General features: G+C 64.6%; 17 protein-coding genes. 12 read left to right on the top strand and 5 right to left on the bottom strand.

Translation table 11 applies throughout. The annotated features are described in order from the left end of the window. On the top strand, positions 1-703 hold a 703-nt coding region (locus H7J89_RS02805), incomplete at its 5' end, for an IS3 family transposase (protein WP_264036301.1). 391 nt (positions 704-1,094) lie between these two features. Further along, positions 1,095-1,724, top strand: coding sequence for a TetR/AcrR family transcriptional regulator (locus H7J89_RS02810; RefSeq protein WP_264036303.1), 630 nt, complete (start codon positions 1,095-1,097; stop codon positions 1,722-1,724). A gap of 5 nt (positions 1,725-1,729) precedes the next feature. Here the strand turns inward: H7J89_RS02810 and H7J89_RS02815 are convergent, their stop codons facing one another. The 3 genes from H7J89_RS02815 to H7J89_RS02825 form a co-directional block, all read right to left on the bottom strand. After that, on the bottom strand, positions 1,730-2,545 hold the full coding sequence (locus tag H7J89_RS02815; protein WP_264036304.1) for a mycofactocin-coupled SDR family oxidoreductase: 816 nt from the start codon (positions 2,543-2,545) through the stop codon (positions 1,730-1,732). Between the two features lie 4 nt (positions 2,546-2,549). Further along, positions 2,550-3,632 (bottom strand): NAD(P)H-dependent amine dehydrogenase family protein, encoded by a 1,083-nt coding sequence (locus H7J89_RS02820; RefSeq protein WP_264036306.1) that lies wholly within the window; start codon positions 3,630-3,632, stop codon positions 2,550-2,552. A 63-nt stretch (positions 3,633-3,695) separates the two neighbouring features. Continuing rightward, positions 3,696-4,484: an SDR family NAD(P)-dependent oxidoreductase gene (locus H7J89_RS02825; RefSeq protein ID WP_066948915.1), complete on the bottom strand. Its 789-nt coding sequence runs from the start codon at positions 4,482-4,484 to the stop codon at positions 3,696-3,698. Positions 4,485-4,696: 212 nt separating this feature from the next. Between H7J89_RS02825 and H7J89_RS02830 the strand changes: the two genes are divergently transcribed. Beyond that, positions 4,697-5,296 carry a TetR/AcrR family transcriptional regulator gene (locus H7J89_RS02830; RefSeq protein WP_264036311.1) on the top strand — a complete coding sequence of 200 codons (600 nt, stop codon included), beginning with the start codon at positions 4,697-4,699 and terminating at the stop codon, positions 5,294-5,296. A 12-nt stretch (positions 5,297-5,308) separates the two neighbouring features. Here the strand turns inward: H7J89_RS02830 and H7J89_RS02835 are convergent, their stop codons facing one another. After that, entirely contained in the window at positions 5,309-6,412 is a 1,104-nt protein-coding gene (locus H7J89_RS02835) for an NAD(P)H-dependent amine dehydrogenase family protein (RefSeq protein ID WP_264036313.1), read from the bottom strand. 385 nt (positions 6,413-6,797) lie between these two features. On the opposite strand from H7J89_RS02835, the gene H7J89_RS02840 reads away from it, so the two are divergent. The 9 genes from H7J89_RS02840 to H7J89_RS02880 all read left to right on the top strand — a co-directional run bounded on the left by H7J89_RS02840 (position 6,798) and on the right by H7J89_RS02880 (position 14,089). Continuing rightward, positions 6,798-7,445, top strand: coding sequence for a hypothetical protein (locus H7J89_RS02840; RefSeq protein WP_264036550.1), 648 nt, complete (start codon positions 6,798-6,800; stop codon positions 7,443-7,445). Positions 7,446-7,706: 261 nt separating this feature from the next. After that, positions 7,707-9,242: a nitric oxide reductase activation protein NorD gene (locus H7J89_RS02845; protein WP_264036315.1), complete on the top strand. Its 1,536-nt coding sequence runs from the start codon at positions 7,707-7,709 to the stop codon at positions 9,240-9,242. Beyond that, on the top strand, positions 9,239-10,048 hold the full coding sequence (locus H7J89_RS02850; RefSeq protein WP_264036317.1) for a CbbQ/NirQ/NorQ/GpvN family protein: 810 nt from the start codon (positions 9,239-9,241) through the stop codon (positions 10,046-10,048). The genes H7J89_RS02845 and H7J89_RS02850 overlap by 4 nt, the downstream gene beginning before the upstream one ends. A gap of 14 nt (positions 10,049-10,062) precedes the next feature. Next, positions 10,063-10,191: a hypothetical protein gene (locus H7J89_RS02855; protein ID WP_046182590.1), complete on the top strand. Its 129-nt coding sequence runs from the start codon at positions 10,063-10,065 to the stop codon at positions 10,189-10,191. Beyond that, positions 10,188-10,886: a hypothetical protein gene (locus tag H7J89_RS02860; protein WP_372513702.1), complete on the top strand. Its 699-nt coding sequence runs from the start codon at positions 10,188-10,190 to the stop codon at positions 10,884-10,886. Before H7J89_RS02855 ends, H7J89_RS02860 begins: the two co-directional genes overlap by 4 nt. An 18-nt stretch (positions 10,887-10,904) precedes the next feature. Continuing rightward, positions 10,905-11,336, top strand: a complete 432-nt coding sequence (locus tag H7J89_RS02865) for a hypothetical protein (protein ID WP_264036320.1) — start codon at positions 10,905-10,907, stop codon at positions 11,334-11,336. After that, complete coding sequence (locus H7J89_RS02870) at positions 11,333-12,385, top strand: NAD(P)H-dependent amine dehydrogenase family protein (RefSeq protein ID WP_264036322.1); 1,053 nt, start codon at positions 11,333-11,335, stop codon at positions 12,383-12,385. Before H7J89_RS02865 ends, H7J89_RS02870 begins: the two co-directional genes overlap by 4 nt. 19 nt (positions 12,386-12,404) lie before the next feature. Beyond that, positions 12,405-12,827 (top strand): VOC family protein, encoded by a 423-nt coding sequence (locus H7J89_RS02875; protein ID WP_264036324.1) that lies wholly within the window; start codon positions 12,405-12,407, stop codon positions 12,825-12,827. A 14-nt stretch (positions 12,828-12,841) separates the two neighbouring features. Next, positions 12,842-14,089 (top strand): cytochrome P450, encoded by a 1,248-nt coding sequence (locus H7J89_RS02880; RefSeq protein ID WP_264036326.1) that lies wholly within the window; start codon positions 12,842-12,844, stop codon positions 14,087-14,089. On the opposite strand, the gene H7J89_RS02885 is transcribed toward H7J89_RS02880, so the two are convergent. After that, on the bottom strand, positions 14,086-16,686 hold the full coding sequence (locus H7J89_RS02885; RefSeq protein WP_264036328.1) for a sugar epimerase family protein: 2,601 nt from the start codon (positions 16,684-16,686) through the stop codon (positions 14,086-14,088). The genes H7J89_RS02880 and H7J89_RS02885 overlap by 4 nt on opposite strands. Positions 16,687-16,706: the final 20 nt, after the last annotated feature.

The raw sequence follows: 16,706 nt of genomic DNA on the forward strand, positions 1-16,706 counted from the left end.
GCCGCGGATCACCGCTGAACTCAACGACGGCGTGCCCGAGCAGGAGCGGGTCAACCACAAACGGGTGGCACGGGTGATGCGGGCGGCCAAGATCGCCGGCTACCGACGCCGGCGCCGGGTGAAGACCACCACACCGGATCCGGCCAACCAGAAGGTCCCGGACTTGATCAACCGGGATTTCACCGCAGCGGCACCCAACGAAAAGTACGTCGGAGACATCACCTATCTGCCCTTGGCGACCGGGTCGAATCTGTATCTCGCGACGGTGATCGATTGCTTCTCCGGCCGAGTGGCGGGGTGGGCGATCGCTGAGCACATGCGCACTGAACTCGTCGAAGATGCCCTCATCGCCGCCGAGGCGCTGCGTGGTTCACTGGCGGGTGCTGTGTTCCATTCGGATCACGGAAGTCAGTACACCTCAAAGGATTTCGCGACACTCTGCGCAGATCTGGGCGTCGTCCAGTCTATGGGCGGGGTGGGGTCAAGTGCCGATAACGCGCTCGCCGAATCGTTCAACGCCTGCCTCAAACGCGAGATCCTGCAGGACCGCAGCCAGTGGCCCGACGCTGCTACCTGCCGCCGCGAAGTGTTCCGCTGGCTGGTCCGCTACAACCTGAAACGGAGGCACTCCCGCTGCCGCTATTCCAGCCCGGCCAGCTACGAAAACACCCACACATTCGCTACGCTGCCAGAAGCTGCTTAATCCAAATCCCGTGTCCACCATCCGGGGTCAAGGCCCTAACGGAGGCACTCCCGCTGCCGCTATTCCAGCCCGGCCAGCTACGAAAACACCCACACATTCGCTACGCTGCCAGAAGCTGCTTAATCCAAATCCCGTGTCCACCATCCGGGGTCAAGGCCCGTTCGCGCCACTGGGCGAACTCGGGCGGGGCCGCTAGCGGGCAGCGTTCGGGCCGCGGCACCGGAAGCATCGGGAGATCGGCGTCGGAGCACGCGTCGGCGGTTCCGAAAGAGTTGGAAGCTTTGGAAGCTGTTGACATAAGCCGTGTTTCCCATTAAGTGTCAGTTCTCTGCCAGTTGTAGAGCGTAAAGCCGCCATTGTTGGCAGTCAACTGTCAGTTAGGCTCGTCACCATGACCGCGATTGAGGACCGGCCGTTGCGGGCGGACGCGGCACGCAACGTCGAGCGCATCCTGCGGGCGGCGCGCGAGGTGTATGCGGAGTTGGGGCCCGACGCCCCCGTGGAGGCGGTCGCGCGCCGCGCGGGCGTGGGTGAGCGAACCCTCTACCGCAGGTTCCCGGCGAAGGCCGACCTGGTCCGGGCCGCCCTGGATCAAAGCATCGCCGAGGACCTCACGCCGGTGATCGACACCGCCCGCCTCGCCAAGGATCCGCTGCGTGGTCTCACCCAGCTGATCGAAGCGGCGATTTCGCTGGGGGCTCGCGAGCACAACCTGCTGGCCGCCGCGCACCGGTCGGGGTCGCTCTCGTCCGACATCTCGGTCTCACTCAACGAGGCGCTGAGCGCCCTCGCCCACGAAGGCCAGCGGCTCGGTCAGATCCGCGCCGACCTGGTCACCGATGACCTGCCTCGCCTGGTCGCGATGCTCTTCGGCGTTCTGTCGACCATGGATGCGGACAGCGACGGCTGGCGACGTTACGTCGCCCTCGTTGTCGACGCGATAGCGGTGGGCGAACGACGGCCGCTGCCTCCGGCGGCGGCGCTACGTTACGAGGTCGGGCCGAACAGCTGGCCACTGTAGGCGATTCAGTTGATCGTCACGCCGGCATCGACTTTGAACTCGAGCCCCGTCACATATCGGGATTCATCGGATAGCAGGAACAGCACCGCGTTGCTGACGTCGGCGGGTTCCACCGCCGGGGTGGGCATCGCGTTGACGAAGATGGGAATCAGGTCGGACCGTTGCTCACCCAGGAGGGGCCCGAACGACGGCGGGACCATCCCCGTGGGGACACCGGTCGGCAGCACCGTGTTGACGCGCACGTTCTGTGCCGCCAGTTCGTTGGCCAAGGCCAGCGTCAAGCCGACCACACCGTGCTTGGCCGCCGTGTAGGGCGTCTGCAGCGGAAACCCCTTGACCGCACCGGCAGAGCTGACATTGACCAGGCTGCCACCGCCCTGGTCGAGCAAGTGCGGTATCGCGGCCGCGCAGGTGTTCCACACCCCGATCAGATTGACATCGACCACCGTGCGCCACTGATCGGCGGTCGTCTTGTCCCAGGACGCCACCGTCAGCACACCGGCGTTTGCCACAGCGCCGTCGAGACCGCCAAGCTCGCTGACCCCGTCATCGACGGCCGCGCGCAACCGCGCCTCGTCGCGAACATCGACGACGTAGCTCGTACAGCCGCGGCCGAAATCCCGGACCAGGCGCACTGTTTCGGCCAGGTCGTCCTCTGTTGCCAGCGGATACTCGACCTGGGGCAGGGATTGGCAGATGTCGACCAGGATGAGGTCGGCACCCTCCTCGGCAAGCCGCAGCGCGTGGCCGCGGCCCATCCCGCGGGCGGCGCCGGTGATCAGAATGCGTTTACCGGCAACACGCCCCGGATGTGCTGTCACCCGGCTACCGCCCCTTCCACATCAGGCCACGCATCGTCGCCGACAGCGGGATGTCCTCGACCCCGAGCAGTCCTTGGGGTGCGCGGCACACCCAGTCGATCGCATTGACGGCCCGCCCCGCCGTCGAAATACAGCCGGCGTCAGTGGAATCCAGTACCGGATGGGACACGTGGGTGTTAATTTCCACCCGCGGCTCACCCTCCACGACGACGCGGTGTACGCCGGTATGCCCCTCGGGTGGGTATTGCCAGTCGGGCGCCGCGGCCTGAGTGAGCCGAGTGACGTGCTCGAGAGTGATCACCGGCTCGCCGTCACGTACGCCCTCGGTCGCAAAGCGCACCGCGGCCATTTGCCCGGGCTCCACCGTCATCATCGTGCATTCGATTCGTTCCGGCGTGTACCAGGGTTCGACGCGCTGGCGCACGTCGTCCAGTTTGAGGTCGAGATTGTCCGCCAGGCTGCGGACCTGACCGCCCCACATCGACACGATCACCCCGGGCAGAAACATCATCGGCGAGTCGTCGTCCGGCGTCGACCCGAATCCCATTGCAACACCAGTGAACTCGGCGTCGTCGTAGTTTCCGTAATCGAAGATCTCCTGCACGGTGATCGACGAGATGCGGGTGGTCAGGCTGGCCGCCGAGTGCACCAGCGTATCGCCGGAGAAACCGGGGTCGATGCCGTTGACGTAGAGCGAGGTGTCGCCGGCCGCACAAGCACGCTCCAGAGGCTCCCGCAGCCAATCGTCGGCGTGGCGCGGTGTGACCAGCCAGACCATCGACGTGCCGACGACATTGGTGCCCGCCGCGAGGAACTTGGCCATCTGTTCGATGGCTTCCATCGGCCGAGTTTCGCCCTGCGACGTGTAAACCACGCAGTCGGCGCCCAGGTCCACCAGCGCGTCGATGTCGTCGGTGGCGATGATCCCGGTCGGTTCGTCCAGTCCGCACAACTGCGCCGCATCCTGACCGATCTTCTCGGCGCTGGCGGCGTGCACACCGACCAGTTCGAGATCCGGTCTGCCGATGATGGCGCGCAACGAGTGCCGGCCCACGTTTCCGGTGGAGAATTGGATGACTCTGCGCACGGTTACCTTCGTCCTTCAGCGGCGGGTGATGCACCATCATGGCGCGTTCAATCGCGGCGCGGGTCAGTAGTCGGGTATCGGCAGCGGCGAATTGTTGGAGTCGATGCCGCCGTCGACGTGGAAGGTCGCGTTGGTTGCGTAACAATCGCGGGTGCAGAGATATACCGCGAGCCGCCCCAGGTCCTCGACGTCGCCCAGCCGGTGCAGCGGCGTGGCCTCCTGCATCTTCTCCAGCGACCCGGGCATCAGATCCAGGCTGCCCTTCAGGCCGTCGGTGGCGAACGACCCCAGGGCGATGGCATTGACGCGAATCTTTGGGGCGAGTTCCTGTGCCATGGCGCGGGTTAGCGCTTCGAGGCCGCCCTTCGCGACGCAATATGCGGTCAGTGCCCGGATGCCGAACCGGGCGGAGCCCGACGATATGTTGATGATGGAACCGTGTCCGGCGCTGAGCATGTGCGGGGCAGCGAGCTGACTCATGATGAAGGCCGACGTCACGCACCAGTCGAACGTGTGCCGGAAGTCCTCGTCGGTGATGTCCAAGAACCGCGCGTAGGTCGACCCACCGACATTGTTGACCAGAATGTCGATGCGGCCGAACCGCTCCATCGCGGCGTTCACGACCCGCTCCCCGTCGGGACGACTCATCGCGTCGGCCACGAGCGCCAGCCCCTTGCCGCCCGCGGCCTCGATGCCTCGAATCGTGCCGACGATGTCCGCCTCGGTGCGTGCGGTCCCGACGACCGTGGCGCCCGCCTCCGCCAAGACCCGCGCTATGCCCGCGCCGACGCCCTTCCCGGCGCCAGTGACGATTGCGACCTGTCCATCGAGGCGGAACTGCTCCAATGCCATGCCGGGGCTCCTTTGACCATGCGTGGTAAGTGCGCAGTTCAATCTAGGGAATATTGCTGACTAAAGTCAACGATATTGTGCGATCGGGATCCCTGGCGGTCGGCGTGATCCGACAATAGTCGAGTTATGCAAGCCTTTTTCGCGGTAACACGGCATAATGGCTAGATATCCTTGGAACTTTTGCCGGAGTCGGGTCAACTGTAAGGAACGAGATGGCTGTGACGGACCGGGTGTCGGCACGCGAAGCGAAGCGCCTGCAGACGAGGGAGCGATTGATGGGCGCCGCGATCGCCGAGTTCGCCCGCGCCGGTATGGCCGAGGCCGACGTCGGTGCCATCGTGGCCGCGGCAGGGGTTGCCCACGGCACCTTCTTCTTCCACTTCCCCACCAAAGAGCACGTGCTGCTGGAGCTGGAGCGTCGCGAAGAGGACCGGATAGCCAAGCAGTTCGCCCAATTCTTGAAGTCCAAGCACGATCTTGTTTCTTCGTTGAACGAGGCGGTCCGCTTGGTGGTCGGCTTGGAACGTCGGTTGGGCGATCTGCTCTTCAATGACTTTCTCGCACTGCATTTCTCCCAAACCCGCCCGCAGACCGAAGACGGCCGGGATCACCCATTGATCGTATTGGTCGCCCAGGAGATCGCGCAGGATCAGGAACGCGGTGAGACCGATCCGGACGTCAATCCCATGAACAGTGCGGTGTTCTTTCTGCTGGGCCTCTACGCCCTGTTGATTACGACCAACCACTGGCCGACCGGCCACGCCCTGCTGGAAGACTACGTCGCGAGGACATTGCGCAGCCTGCAGCCTTGACGCGCTGCGGCACTAAGGCCGTATGACGCCACGCAGCGGCATGAGCCCGAGTTCCTTGTGGGACATGAACCCCGGCGGAGCGTCGCAAACCGCGGGAATCGCGTTCGCGGGCCCCATCGCGGTCCAGGTATAGCCGGGCAGGGCGTAGCCGCCATTCGGGTCCTGCGCCCCCTGCAAGATCAGCTCGGTGGATGAATCGCCCTCGATCACTATGCGGTAGTGGTAATGCTGAGGCCAATCCTCTTTCGGCTCAATGGCATCGAAGGTGCCCATCGTGTATATCTCATGAAAAACGACGAGAGGCTTCCCCTCCACCCACGCCGTCCACTTGTGATGCTGGCGAGCGACGGTGCCCTTCTTGATCACGCCCTTGAAGCCCGGCATGTCGCTGGTCTCACCCCCTTCGAAAGTGATGTCACGCGTGGCAGACCCCAACTCCACCTCGGTCGTGTATTTCTCGACTGTTTTGCCCATTCCCTCCACGACCATTGCCATCGACTGCGCGAACAATGGCCATGCTTGCCCCAGCAGGTTCGGGCCATCCTCAAACTCGGCCGGATCGCTCCCCATGCCCATCTCGAACAAGTACTTCAGCGTGTCCCGCCCGAAATTCACCACCTCGTAGATGTGAATAGTGTCGATCTGACTGACGATCCGCGCCAGCGTCAGGACGAGCAGGTCGCCGGCGAAACCCGGATTGACACCACCGGCATGAAACGACGTGCCGCCCTCGTGGCAGGCGGCGTCGATCTTGTCGATGTCGGCCCGGCTGTGCTCGGTTCGATACCACCACGCGCCACCCGACGCGACGACGTTCTTGCCGCCGCGCAGTAACCGGCACACCTCATCTGGGTCAGACCATAAGGGCGCATAGAACACGCAATCGGCATCGAGTGCCTCGATGACAGCCTTGTCGTTGGTCGCGCGCACACCGGTCAGCGCTTTACCGCAGAGTTCGCCGGCGTCCTTACCCACCTTCTCCGGACGATTGCACAGCACTCCGACCAGTTCGTAGGCGGGGTTGTGGACAAAATGACGGAGCGCTATCGTCCCGACATTGCCTACGCCCCACTGGATTACGCGATACTTCTTCTCCGCCGGCGACTCGGGTGTCATCGCTACTCCTTTTGCGGGGCCGGAACGGCTGAGTGCTCGCTGAGCGTAGGCGCGCCGTAAATGGTATGTCAACGATTCAGAGCTGACTCTTGTCAGTAACAGCCCGCCGGAACTGCAGCTTTGGCGGCAGCGGGTCACCCGGATCTAGCCGCTCAACCCGGTAATAGCACTGCGCAGCAGCCGGAGCCAAGCGATCAACTTCAACCTCCAAGTGACGGGGTTGCGACCTTATGCTGACTGCAGTCAGCCTGTTATAGTGCGGAAGCCGATGCAATCGGATGGAGGGTTCGTGAATCTGCCCAAGCTGCGACAGCGTGATGCCGGCACTGGCACGGCAGCCGGGTCAAGTGGCGCCGCCTCACCGGGGCTGACAATCGACGAACACATGGAGCGGTCGCAACACGCACAGCGTCAGGCCGACAAGTGGCTTATCTCCGGCAGTCTCCTGATCGGCACCGCCGCCCTGGGCGTCTTCGGCCTGCCGCTGTTCGGATGGGGAGTGCGGTCACTGCGCAGAGCCCAACGGGATGGGCTTTCCGTCCGTCCGATGCTGGTCACGTTGCTCGGCTACCTGGTCATCATCGACGCCGCGATCAACACTGTCGGATGGGCGCTCGACCTGGTGGCAAGCCATACTCTGCTGGCCCGTGTGCTGCTGAACGGGTGGGGCAACATGTTCGACGCCGGTTATTTCTGGCACTACAACGAGCTTTGGGTCGGCGGCGCGGCCGGTCCTGGCGAAAAAGCCATGGAGGTCGGTCTCATCCTGACGGTCTTCACCATGCGAATCGCGGCGGCGATCGGCTTCCTGCAGATGAAGCGCTGGGGCCATCAGTGGATGGTCGTCACCTGCTGGATGGGCGTGGTGATTTGGATTACCTATGTCTTCAACATGACCATGTTCGCCGACGTGCGCTTCGCCGGCGTCGTACTGCCGGTCGTCGGCTGGTGGCTCTACGACATCTTCTACATCACCCCATTCCTGGCGATCCCCTATTTGCACACCGTCAACCGCGAACTCTTCTCCGACTGAAATGCGCGACGTGGAATCCAGTCGACAAGCCGATCGCCGGGGAATGTCGGTGTACCGAGATAGTTTTCGAGATCTCAGCACGCATCGCATGACTACGTCACCGAGGAGGTCAAATCGTGGGTTATGTGTGGGAAATCCTTCGCTACGTCGCCGCGTGGGGCGGCACCGGCCTGATCATCTGGTTCTGGTATTGGCTGTTCTCCAACATCGGTACGTTCTGAACGGTGGACCGGGCCGCCGGAACGCATGGGATTCCCCCTAATGGCTGAAGATTCCCAGGCGATGGCCCTGGAACGGAGCTGCTCCGTGACGGCGGTCGCACTCAGTGATCAACGTCGCGAGGGCGTCCGGCTCGTCACCGGTGATCGGCGTTGCTTCGGTCTGAATGCCGCGCTCACGTTCGTTCATGTCCCCTACCCCGCGACCGGCCTGTCGAACCCCGGCTGGACACACAGAACACTGACATGCGGAGTGGCCCTTCAATGTTCGCCCTCGAAAGAACGGATCACCGAATATCGTCTGAATGAGTTGTCCGCTCGCGAGCTGTGTGCGCTCACGATTGTCGAAGCCGGCGTCGCGCTTGGCTGGATAGCATCGCGATGGCCGGGCCTGCTGCCCGAGCTGCAGCGGCTGCTGCCGGAGATCGATCCCGAAACCGGCGATATGTCCGCGGAACGCATGCTCAACCGGGCAATTGCGTTGGCGGCCACAGAGCAGGCGTTGACGGTTCATCCACTGCTGGGCAATCTGCCGCTGGCTTACACGATGCCGCAGGGTGTGACCGACCGGTTGCGTCGCAGCTTCGGCAGGATGCCATGGACGACAACGCAAAAGCGCCTTCCGCGGCCGTACTCGGTTCCCGTCGGCGGCGACGGCGGCGTCCGCAATCCCAACCTGCCGCCGCCGAGCAGGCCCCACGACAACGATTTCGACGTCACTCCCCAACACCGGCCCGGGATTCCCTACCCCGAATGGAACATGTGGACACAGCGATTCATGCGCGATCACGTCGCCGTGATCGAGCGTGCAGACGCCCGGCGCGGTCGCCGTCCTGTGCCGGTAGCCGTCGACGTACGGAAGTGGTTCGAAGAACACACCCATCGTGCAATGACAAATCGACTCGAAGACGGCTCCGACCTCGACGTCGACCAATACGTCAACCACTACATCGACCTGACCACCGGCGAAGCCAAGGAACCGAAGATATTCCGCGAGTTGCTGCCTAGCAGCCGCGACGTCACCACCGCCGTGCTGCTCGACGGCAGTTCCTCGCTCGGGGTGCACGGCGGACAAATCTTCCGACTGGAATTGGCCTGTGCCGACGCGCTTTCGCGCGCCATGACACTGGCGCGCGAGCGGCACGGCGTCTTTGTATTCACCGGCAATACCCGCCATCGGGTCGAGGTCCATTGCCTCAAGGACTTCGAAGACCGCCGGCTCGTGGCTCCAAGCGGGCTTGGCCTGTCCACCCGCGGATACACCAGGCTCGGCGCACCGCTGCGCCATTTGACGAGCCGACTCCTGGCGCAGGCCTCCGAGCGCCGGCTGCTGATCGTCATCGGCGACGGCCTGATCTCCGATGAAGGCTATGAAGGCCGGTACGCCTGGGCGGATGCCGCGCACGCCGTCGAGGAGGCCAACGATGCCGGGGTGTCGACGTACTACCTCGGGGTCGGACCGACCCGGGTTGATCCCCTGCCCGAGGTGTTCGGTCCCCGACGGTCGCAACGAATCCGACGTGTAGAGGAGCTCCCCAGGGTGTTGGCCCATGTCCATCGTGAACTGGTCGCCGCATGAACGCTGCCACCGATCTCTATTTCGCCAACGGCAACGAAGTTCAGCTGTTCGAGCAGGCCTTCCGCCAGCACATGCCCGTGATGCTGACCGGCCCGACCGGATGCGGCAAGACACGTTTCGTCGAGCACATGGGCCTGCTGCTGCAACGACCGGTCGTCACCATCAGTTGCCACGACGACCTCACCAGCTCCGACCTCGTCGGCCGCTTCATGGTGACCGGTGGCGACGTGGTGTGGACCGATGGCCCGCTGACCCGGGCCGTGAAAGCCGGCGCGATCTGTTATCTCGACGAGGTCGTCGAAGCTCGCCACGACTCGTTGGCCATCCTGCATTCGCTCACCGATCACCGGCGTGCGCTGTACCTCGACCGCGCCGGCGAAGTCGTGACGGCACCGGACACTTTCATGCTGGTGTGTTCCTACAACCCGGCATATCGCAGCTCGCTCAAGGAGCTCAAACCGTCGTTCCGCCAGCGGTTTGTCACACTCACGATGAGGTATCTGCCCCCCGAGCGCGAAGCCGAAGTGATTGTCGCCGAGGCCGGTATTCCCCTCACGACGGCGCGGCGGTTGGTCGAATGCGCTGTTGCCATCCGCACGGCCGACGAAGCCTTTCACTTCGAGCCGCCGTCGACCAGGGTGTTGGTCACGGCCGCGCACTTGATCGCCGCCGGCGCAACCGAGTTGGATGCGGCCGATGCGTGCATACTCGCGCCACTGAGTACCGACGGCGCAGTCACCGACGGACTACGTGAAGTCGCGGCAGCCAGCCTGGCCGCCACCGACGCCCCGAGCGCAACCCCCTAAGAAAGGAGCCCGGCATGGACCAACAGGAACAGAAGCGCAAGAGGGCGCTCATCGTCTTCCAAATCTTCATCTACGGCTACCTGCTGGTGATGTTCGGCATCCAGCTGTACATGTCGTTCGCCCGCGGGTGGTGGGATCTGTGAACCCTGTTGCCGCACAGCCAGCGAGCTCCGTCGGCTTCGAGGATCACCACGACGAGTCCCGCCAGGCACAGCGCCGCGCCGACAAGTGGATGATCGTCGGCGCCGCCTTGATGGGCATGTGGGCTCCCGGACTGATCGGGTTTCCCATCTTCATGCGTGGGGTGTGGCTGCAGCGCCAAGCGCTGCGCGCCGGCCTGTCGGTGCGGCCCATGATCGTGACGCTGATCGGTTATCTGGTCCTGATCGACGGAATGCTCAACAGTCTGGGCTGGGCGCTGGACCTGGTCGCCAACCACACCTTGATCAACCGGGTGCTGATGGTTGGGTGGGGCAACATGTTCGATGCCGGGTACTTCTGGCACTACAACGAGCTCTGGATCGGCGGTGCGGCGGGACCGGGAGAAAAAGCCTATGTGGCAGGGCTGATCCTCACGGTGTTCTCCATGCGGGTGGCCGCGGCGATCGGGTTTCTACAGATGAAGCGGTGGGGCCATCAGTGGATGGTCGTCACCTGCTGGATGGGCGTGGTGATCTGGTCCGCCTACGTGTTCAACATGACCATGTTCGCCGACGTGCGCTACGCCGGCGTCGTATTCCCGGTCATCGGCTGGTGGCTCTACGACATCTTCTACATCACCCCGTTCCTCGCCATCCCCTACCTGCACACCGTCAACCGCGAAATCTTCGCCGACTAGGCCTTAAGGAGCAGTGCCATGACCGCACCGTCGCCCACCGAAGAACACAGTCCCACTGCGGATCTCGAGCCCGGGACCACACCGTATTACGCACGCATGCACAAATGGATCAAGCGGGCCGTCTTGGTATGCCTGGTGGCACTGGTGCTCGAAGGCGCGTTCACGTTGCCCTTCATGGCCGTCTACTACGGCTACCCCACGCTTAGCCTCACCCAAATCTGCAGCGAGTTGCTCAAGATTCGGTACTCCAACGACACCCTGGAGTGCAAGTATCCGTACCCGCCCTTCGGGCCGCCGGAGGGCGCCGAGGGCAAGGCCACCGCGCAGGACGTGTGGGGCATCCAGCCGATACCGAAATACCACAGGCTCGGGTTCCGCGAACTCGTCAAGATCCACAACGACCGGCTCGCTCGCCAGGCCGCCCAACAGCACGCGGCGCCGCACCCGTGAGCTATCGGGTCGTTCAGTGGACGACGGGCAACGTCGGCAAGAGTTCGGTGCGGGCGATCGCCACAAACCCCACGCTGGAGCTCGTCGGGTGTTACGCCTGGTCGCCGGAGAAGGTCGGCCGCGATGTCGGCGAGCTGTGCGGGATCGAACCGCTCGATGTGAAGGCCACCAACGACATTGACGCGCTGCTCGCGCTCAAGCCCGACTGTGTGGTCTACAACCCGATGTTCGCCGATGTCGACGAGCTGGTCCGCATCCTCGAAGCGGGCATCAATGTGGTGGGTACGGCGGGGTTCGTCACCGGCCACTTCCTCGGCACGGGACGCGATCGCATCGCCGAGGCCTGCAGGCAAGGCGGGTCGACAATTTTCGGCAGCGGCATCAACCCCGGTTTCATCCAACTGTTCGCCATCGTGTCGGCGGGCCTCTCGGACCGAGTGGACAAGGTGTCCATGCTGGAATCCGCTGACACCACCATCTACAACTCCCCCGAGACCGAAATACCGATGGGCTTCGGCTATCCCATCGACCAGGCAGATCTGCCGGCCATCACCGAGAAGGGGTCCGGTGTCTTCCGGGACGCTGTGCTGCTGATCGCCGACGCTCTCGGTGTGGAGCTCGACGGAGTGCGTTGCGAGGTCGCGTATGCCGAGACCACCGAGGACCTCGAGCTACCCGGCGGCTGGACGATTCCAAAAGGATGTGTCGCCGGTGTAGACGTCCGGTGGAAAGGAATGTTCGCCGGCCGCGAGATCATTGAGATCCGCGGACGATGGCGCAAGGGTCAAACCCTGGAACCGGATTGGCCACTGGACATGGGCTACACCATCGAGGTGCAAGGCCAACCGACGATCAAGACGACGCTGAGCTTCCTTCCGCCGCCGGACTTTCAGGGTGAGACGTTGGACGACTACATCATGTTGGGCCTCACCATCACCGCCATGCCGGCGATCACCGCGATACCCGCCGTCGTCGGCGCTCCACCGGGCATCGCCACCTACAACGACCTGCCCCTGCTCCTCCCGCGCGGAGTCTTGAAAACCAGTTGAAGAGAAAGCCGGGCCTTCCATGACTGCAAAGCAGGAACCGTCGCTGCATCACGTCGTCTTCGCCGTTGCGCCGGAACGGCACGCCGTAGTGGCGCAAATGTTCAGCGATCTGGGATTCGCCTTCGAGCCCCTTCAGCTGACCGAGCTCGGCTTGGACATCCACCTCGACTGGGGTCGAGGTATCGAGCTGATCAGCCCGATACCCGGGTCGACCGGGCAGGTGGCCGGCGCGGTGACCGAGTTCCTGCAACGTCACGGCGACGGCGTGTACACCGTGGTCATCGGGGTGCCGGATGCCTCCGCTGCCGACGCTGTGGCCGAGCGCTACGGTGCGACAGCGCGATTCCGGCAGCACTTCGAGGGCGAGGGCTCCTACCTCGACGAAAACGACGTGTCGATCCTGGGCCTGCCGCTGACGTTCCTGGCAACCAATATTCCGTGATCGGGGACAGCATCATGACCGTCGACATCGCAGCGCCCAGCGTCTTCGACGCCGGGCTCCCGACGTTGCACTACGACATCACCGAAACTGTGCACGACGTCGCCCCGCGCATCCACGAGGTGCGAAAGCAGTCGCCGATGGCCATTGGGCCGTTAGGTCCCGAGGTGCTCGGCTACGAGCTCGCCCGCGCAATGCTTCGCGACCCCCGGTTCGTGTTCCCGCCCGGGCTGCACATGACGGCTCGCGGGATAACGTCCGGCCCGCTCTACGACAGGGTGCTCGGCACCATCCTCGGCATGGAAGGCGACGAACATCGACGCTTGCGCAGCCTCGTGTCCAAGGCGTTCACCCCGCGGGCCTCGGCGCGCATGGAAGGCACCATCGACGCGGTGATCAACGGGTTGATCGACCAGGTCGCTCCAGCTGGCGGAGTCGGCCGGTGTGATTTCGTCACCGACATTGCCCGCCCCTACCCGATCCCGATCATCTGCGCGCTGCTGGGCGCACCGCCGGAGGACTGGGAGCATTTTTCACGGTGGGCCGAGGACATCTTCAAGATCGTGAGGCTCGACTCCAACCTGGTCGAGGAACAGGACGTCGTCATGCGGGCGTGGGACGAGTTCGACGCCTACATCGACGACATGATCGCCGAAAGGCGCAGCCGGCTGACCGACGACCTGATCTCGGAATTGATTCGCGCCCAGGATGGCGGCGACCGACTCAGCAACGCTGAAATGCGCATGCTGGCATTCAGCATTCTGAGCGCCGGCACCGACACCACCCGCAATCAACTGGCCGCGTCCATGCATGTGCTGTGCGATCATCCCGATCAGCTGGCCTTGCTCCGCGACCATCCCGACCTCGCGATGCGGGCCGTCGAAGAATGCATGCGCCATTCGCCGGCGGTATGTGCCACTCTTCGCATGGTCCTCGAGGATGTCACCTTTGCCGATTACACCTTTCCGGCCGGCACCTTCATATCGGTGAATACCTTTGCGGCCAACTGCGATCCAGAGATCTATCCTCACCCGGACCGATTCGACATCTCCCGGGACGACCCGCCACCGATTTTGACCTTCGGGGGCGGCGCCCACTATTGCCTTGGCGCAAACCTCGCCCGAGCGGAGCTTGCCGGGGCCCTCAAAATCCTCGCCCGGCGCATACCGAACCCGCGCCGCCTCGCCACGTCACGCTGGAAACCGATGCTGGGGCTGAGCGGTCCGCTTGATCTCGACATCGAATTCGATGCCGTAGCCGACTAATAATTGCCGGGGGCTGATTCAAGCACTTCGATTTCCCCGGTCGCCCCGTCGACCTCGACGAGGGCGCCGGGCGGCAACGACTTGGTGGCTCCCTGCACGTCCACCACACAGGGGAACCCGAATTCGCGGGCCACCACGGCGGCGTGTGACATCGGACCGCCCAGTTCGGTCACCACAGCGGCGGCATAGCAGAACGCCGCGGTGTACCCGACGTCGGTCACCTCCGCGACAAGAATTTCGCCGGGCTGTAGGTCGTCGATCGTTTCCGGCCGCACAATACGCACCCGGCCGCGCACCTTCCCCCCGCACACGCCGACACCGCGCAGCGTCTCACCGCTGGTGAGAACCGCCGACGTCGTTGTGGTTGGTTGCCAGCTCCCGCTGAACACGGTCGGCGGAACCACGGCGGCCAGCCGGCGTTGTTCGGCGCGGCGCCGGGCCACCAGCTCGCCGACATCCGGCGGCAGCGCATCGAGCTCGTCGACGAGCAGATAGAACACATCGTCGGCGGTATCGAACGTTCCGGCCTCGACCAACCTGCGCCCGTACTCGCGCATGAGGTTGCGTAACACCCAGTTGGCCCGCACCACCTTGTCGCGGCGGACCTCGCGGTCGCGGAGCTGGCGTGCCGCCAGCTGTGCGATCGGCTTGGCGTGCAGTGGAATCCGGGCCCGTTGGGGCTGGGGCGGCGGCGCGACGCCCATCGCTCTGGTCACCATCCGGACCAGCAACTCGGGGTCATCGGCGTAGCTGATCGACAGCATCTCGAGTTCGGCGGGGCCACGGTGCCCGATCAGCGCCAGCTCGGCCAGTACGGCGGCGTGAAACTCCGGCGCCTCGACGGCCAGCTTGCCCAGCCGCTCGCCCGGTTCGGCCAGCAGCGCCGTCACTTTCGGATCGCGCTGTGCGGCAACCACCAACCGCTGCATTGCCTCCACCGATCGCGCACTGACCAGTTCCGGTCCCGCCGGCGCGGCGGTGTCGCGCCCACACAGGCCGCGCAGCAGGACGTTGAACGCCGCGCACAGCATGAAGGACGCGGATGCCAGCACCCAGCCGTGCACCACGTCGTCGCGCGCCAACGAGATCAGGCTGAGCAGCCGGCGATCGTCCAGCCGGGTGACGTCGTCGGTCAGGCGCTCCAGGTGATCGACATCGGCGACGAACTCGTGGGTGTCCTTCGACGAGCCGGCGGACAGTCCGATGAGGTTGACGCCGAATACCCCGATGTTACGAACGGTCCGCAGTTGCCTTCGGATGCGGCTTGTTTCGGAGCGTGGGCGCTCCGCGCCGAAGATCGGCAGCGATGCCATGCTGGGGCCGAAGAATCCGCTGTTGCTGACGATCATCGCGGGCTTGGCAAACGGGACGGTTTCGGCCATGTAATGCGCCGAGGTGATGGCACCGTAGAGCCGGTGGGCGAAGACGGCGACCGTCCGGGTGGCGATTTCACGCTGGACGATCCCGCCGGGCCGCAGCCGCTCGGCGATGGCCACACCGCCGGCGCGCAGCCCGCGCACGGTCACCGATGCTGACGCCGGCGAGAACGGGCCCGGCAGTGCCTCCGACAAATTGGTGGCCAGGAAGGTCGGAAAACGCGGGTCGATGGGGGTATCGAACTCCCCGTTATCTCCTGCTGGGCCAGCCCAATTGGGTTTCACCCCGTCCTCCGTCGGCGCGTCAACGGAAGGGAGATCGCCGATGTGGGCCATCCGCCAGGGCAGCGACACCACGCGCTTGCCCACGGTCACCCGGCCGCGCACCGCGAGCGCCAGATCTTCGACGCATTCACCGGAGTTCCACGCCGGCCGGAAGCCCCACTGCTCACGTAACCGCGCGGTATCCATGAACGCCGCGCCGTGCACCAGTTGCAGCTCGGCCACTTCAAAGCCCATCCGCACGACCGGGCGTCCAAGCGCCGCGGCGAGGCGCCGCAAGGTCAGCTCGCCCGAGGCCGCGAGATTGACCGGGCCACTGCCGATTCCGGTGTCCACGATCGCCCGGTTGAATAGCCTGAGAGCGTCGTCGAGATGGACGACCTGCATGAGCCGGTCGGCGGAACCGTCGGGGAATACCGGCAACGCCAGCAGCCGCCGCACCCAGTTGTCGACGTTTCGGCCGACAATCAGCGCGGAGCGGACCGCGACCCATTCCAGTCCCGACCCCTCGAGCATCTGCTCGACCCGGGCCTTGTACTGGCCGTCTGCGCTGACCGGCGTTCTCGCGTCGTGCTCGGTCTTGGGCGCGTCTCCCCCGCCGTAAACATGTGGCGAGGATGCGAAAACGATCCTCCTGGATCCGGTTTCGGCCATCGCCTGCAGAACGTTGCGGGTGCCTTCGACGTTGACCTGGTGGCTGATCCGGGCGTCGGCGCCCGGGCGGTTCGCCCACGCGCAGTGGGCGACGACATCCGCGCCGGCGATCGCGCGGGTGACCGCATCGGTGTCCCGGATGTCGGCCGCGACGAATTCGGCCGCACTGGCCCAGCTTTCGGGTCGATGACGTGCGAATCCGATGACGTCGTGGCCCTGGCTGAGCAAGCGGGAGGTCAGGCCCCGGCCAAGCGTGCCGCCGGCGCCGGTGACGGCGATTCTCACTGATTGGCCCCGCGCAAGTT

This window comes from Mycobacterium paraffinicum (genome assembly GCF_025822865.1).
GTDB classification, from domain to species: Bacteria; Actinomycetota; Actinomycetes; order Mycobacteriales; family Mycobacteriaceae; genus Mycobacterium; species Mycobacterium paraffinicum.

Excerpts from the sequence above, each read along its gene's own strand:
- H7J89_RS02810 (WP_264036303.1), top strand. The coding sequence starts at position 1,095 with ATGACCGCGATTGAGGACCGGCCGTTGCGGGCGGACGCGGCACGCAAC.
- H7J89_RS02825 (WP_066948915.1), bottom strand. The coding sequence starts at position 4,484 with ATGGCATTGGAGCAGTTCCGCCTCGATGGACAGGTCGCAATCGTCACT.
- H7J89_RS02830 (WP_264036311.1), top strand. The coding sequence starts at position 4,697 with ATGGCTGTGACGGACCGGGTGTCGGCACGCGAAGCGAAGCGCCTGCAG.
- H7J89_RS02835 (WP_264036313.1), bottom strand. The coding sequence starts at position 6,412 with ATGACACCCGAGTCGCCGGCGGAGAAGAAGTATCGCGTAATCCAGTGG.
- H7J89_RS02840 (WP_264036550.1), top strand. The coding sequence starts at position 6,798 with ATGGAGCGGTCGCAACACGCACAGCGTCAGGCCGACAAGTGGCTTATC.
- H7J89_RS02845 (WP_264036315.1), top strand. The coding sequence starts at position 7,707 with ATGGCTGAAGATTCCCAGGCGATGGCCCTGGAACGGAGCTGCTCCGTG.
- H7J89_RS02850 (WP_264036317.1), top strand. The coding sequence starts at position 9,239 with ATGAACGCTGCCACCGATCTCTATTTCGCCAACGGCAACGAAGTTCAG.
- H7J89_RS02855 (WP_046182590.1), top strand. The coding sequence starts at position 10,063 with ATGGACCAACAGGAACAGAAGCGCAAGAGGGCGCTCATCGTCTTCCAA.
- H7J89_RS02865 (WP_264036320.1), top strand. The coding sequence starts at position 10,905 with ATGACCGCACCGTCGCCCACCGAAGAACACAGTCCCACTGCGGATCTC.
- H7J89_RS02875 (WP_264036324.1), top strand. The coding sequence starts at position 12,405 with ATGACTGCAAAGCAGGAACCGTCGCTGCATCACGTCGTCTTCGCCGTT.
- H7J89_RS02880 (WP_264036326.1), top strand. The coding sequence starts at position 12,842 with ATGACCGTCGACATCGCAGCGCCCAGCGTCTTCGACGCCGGGCTCCCG.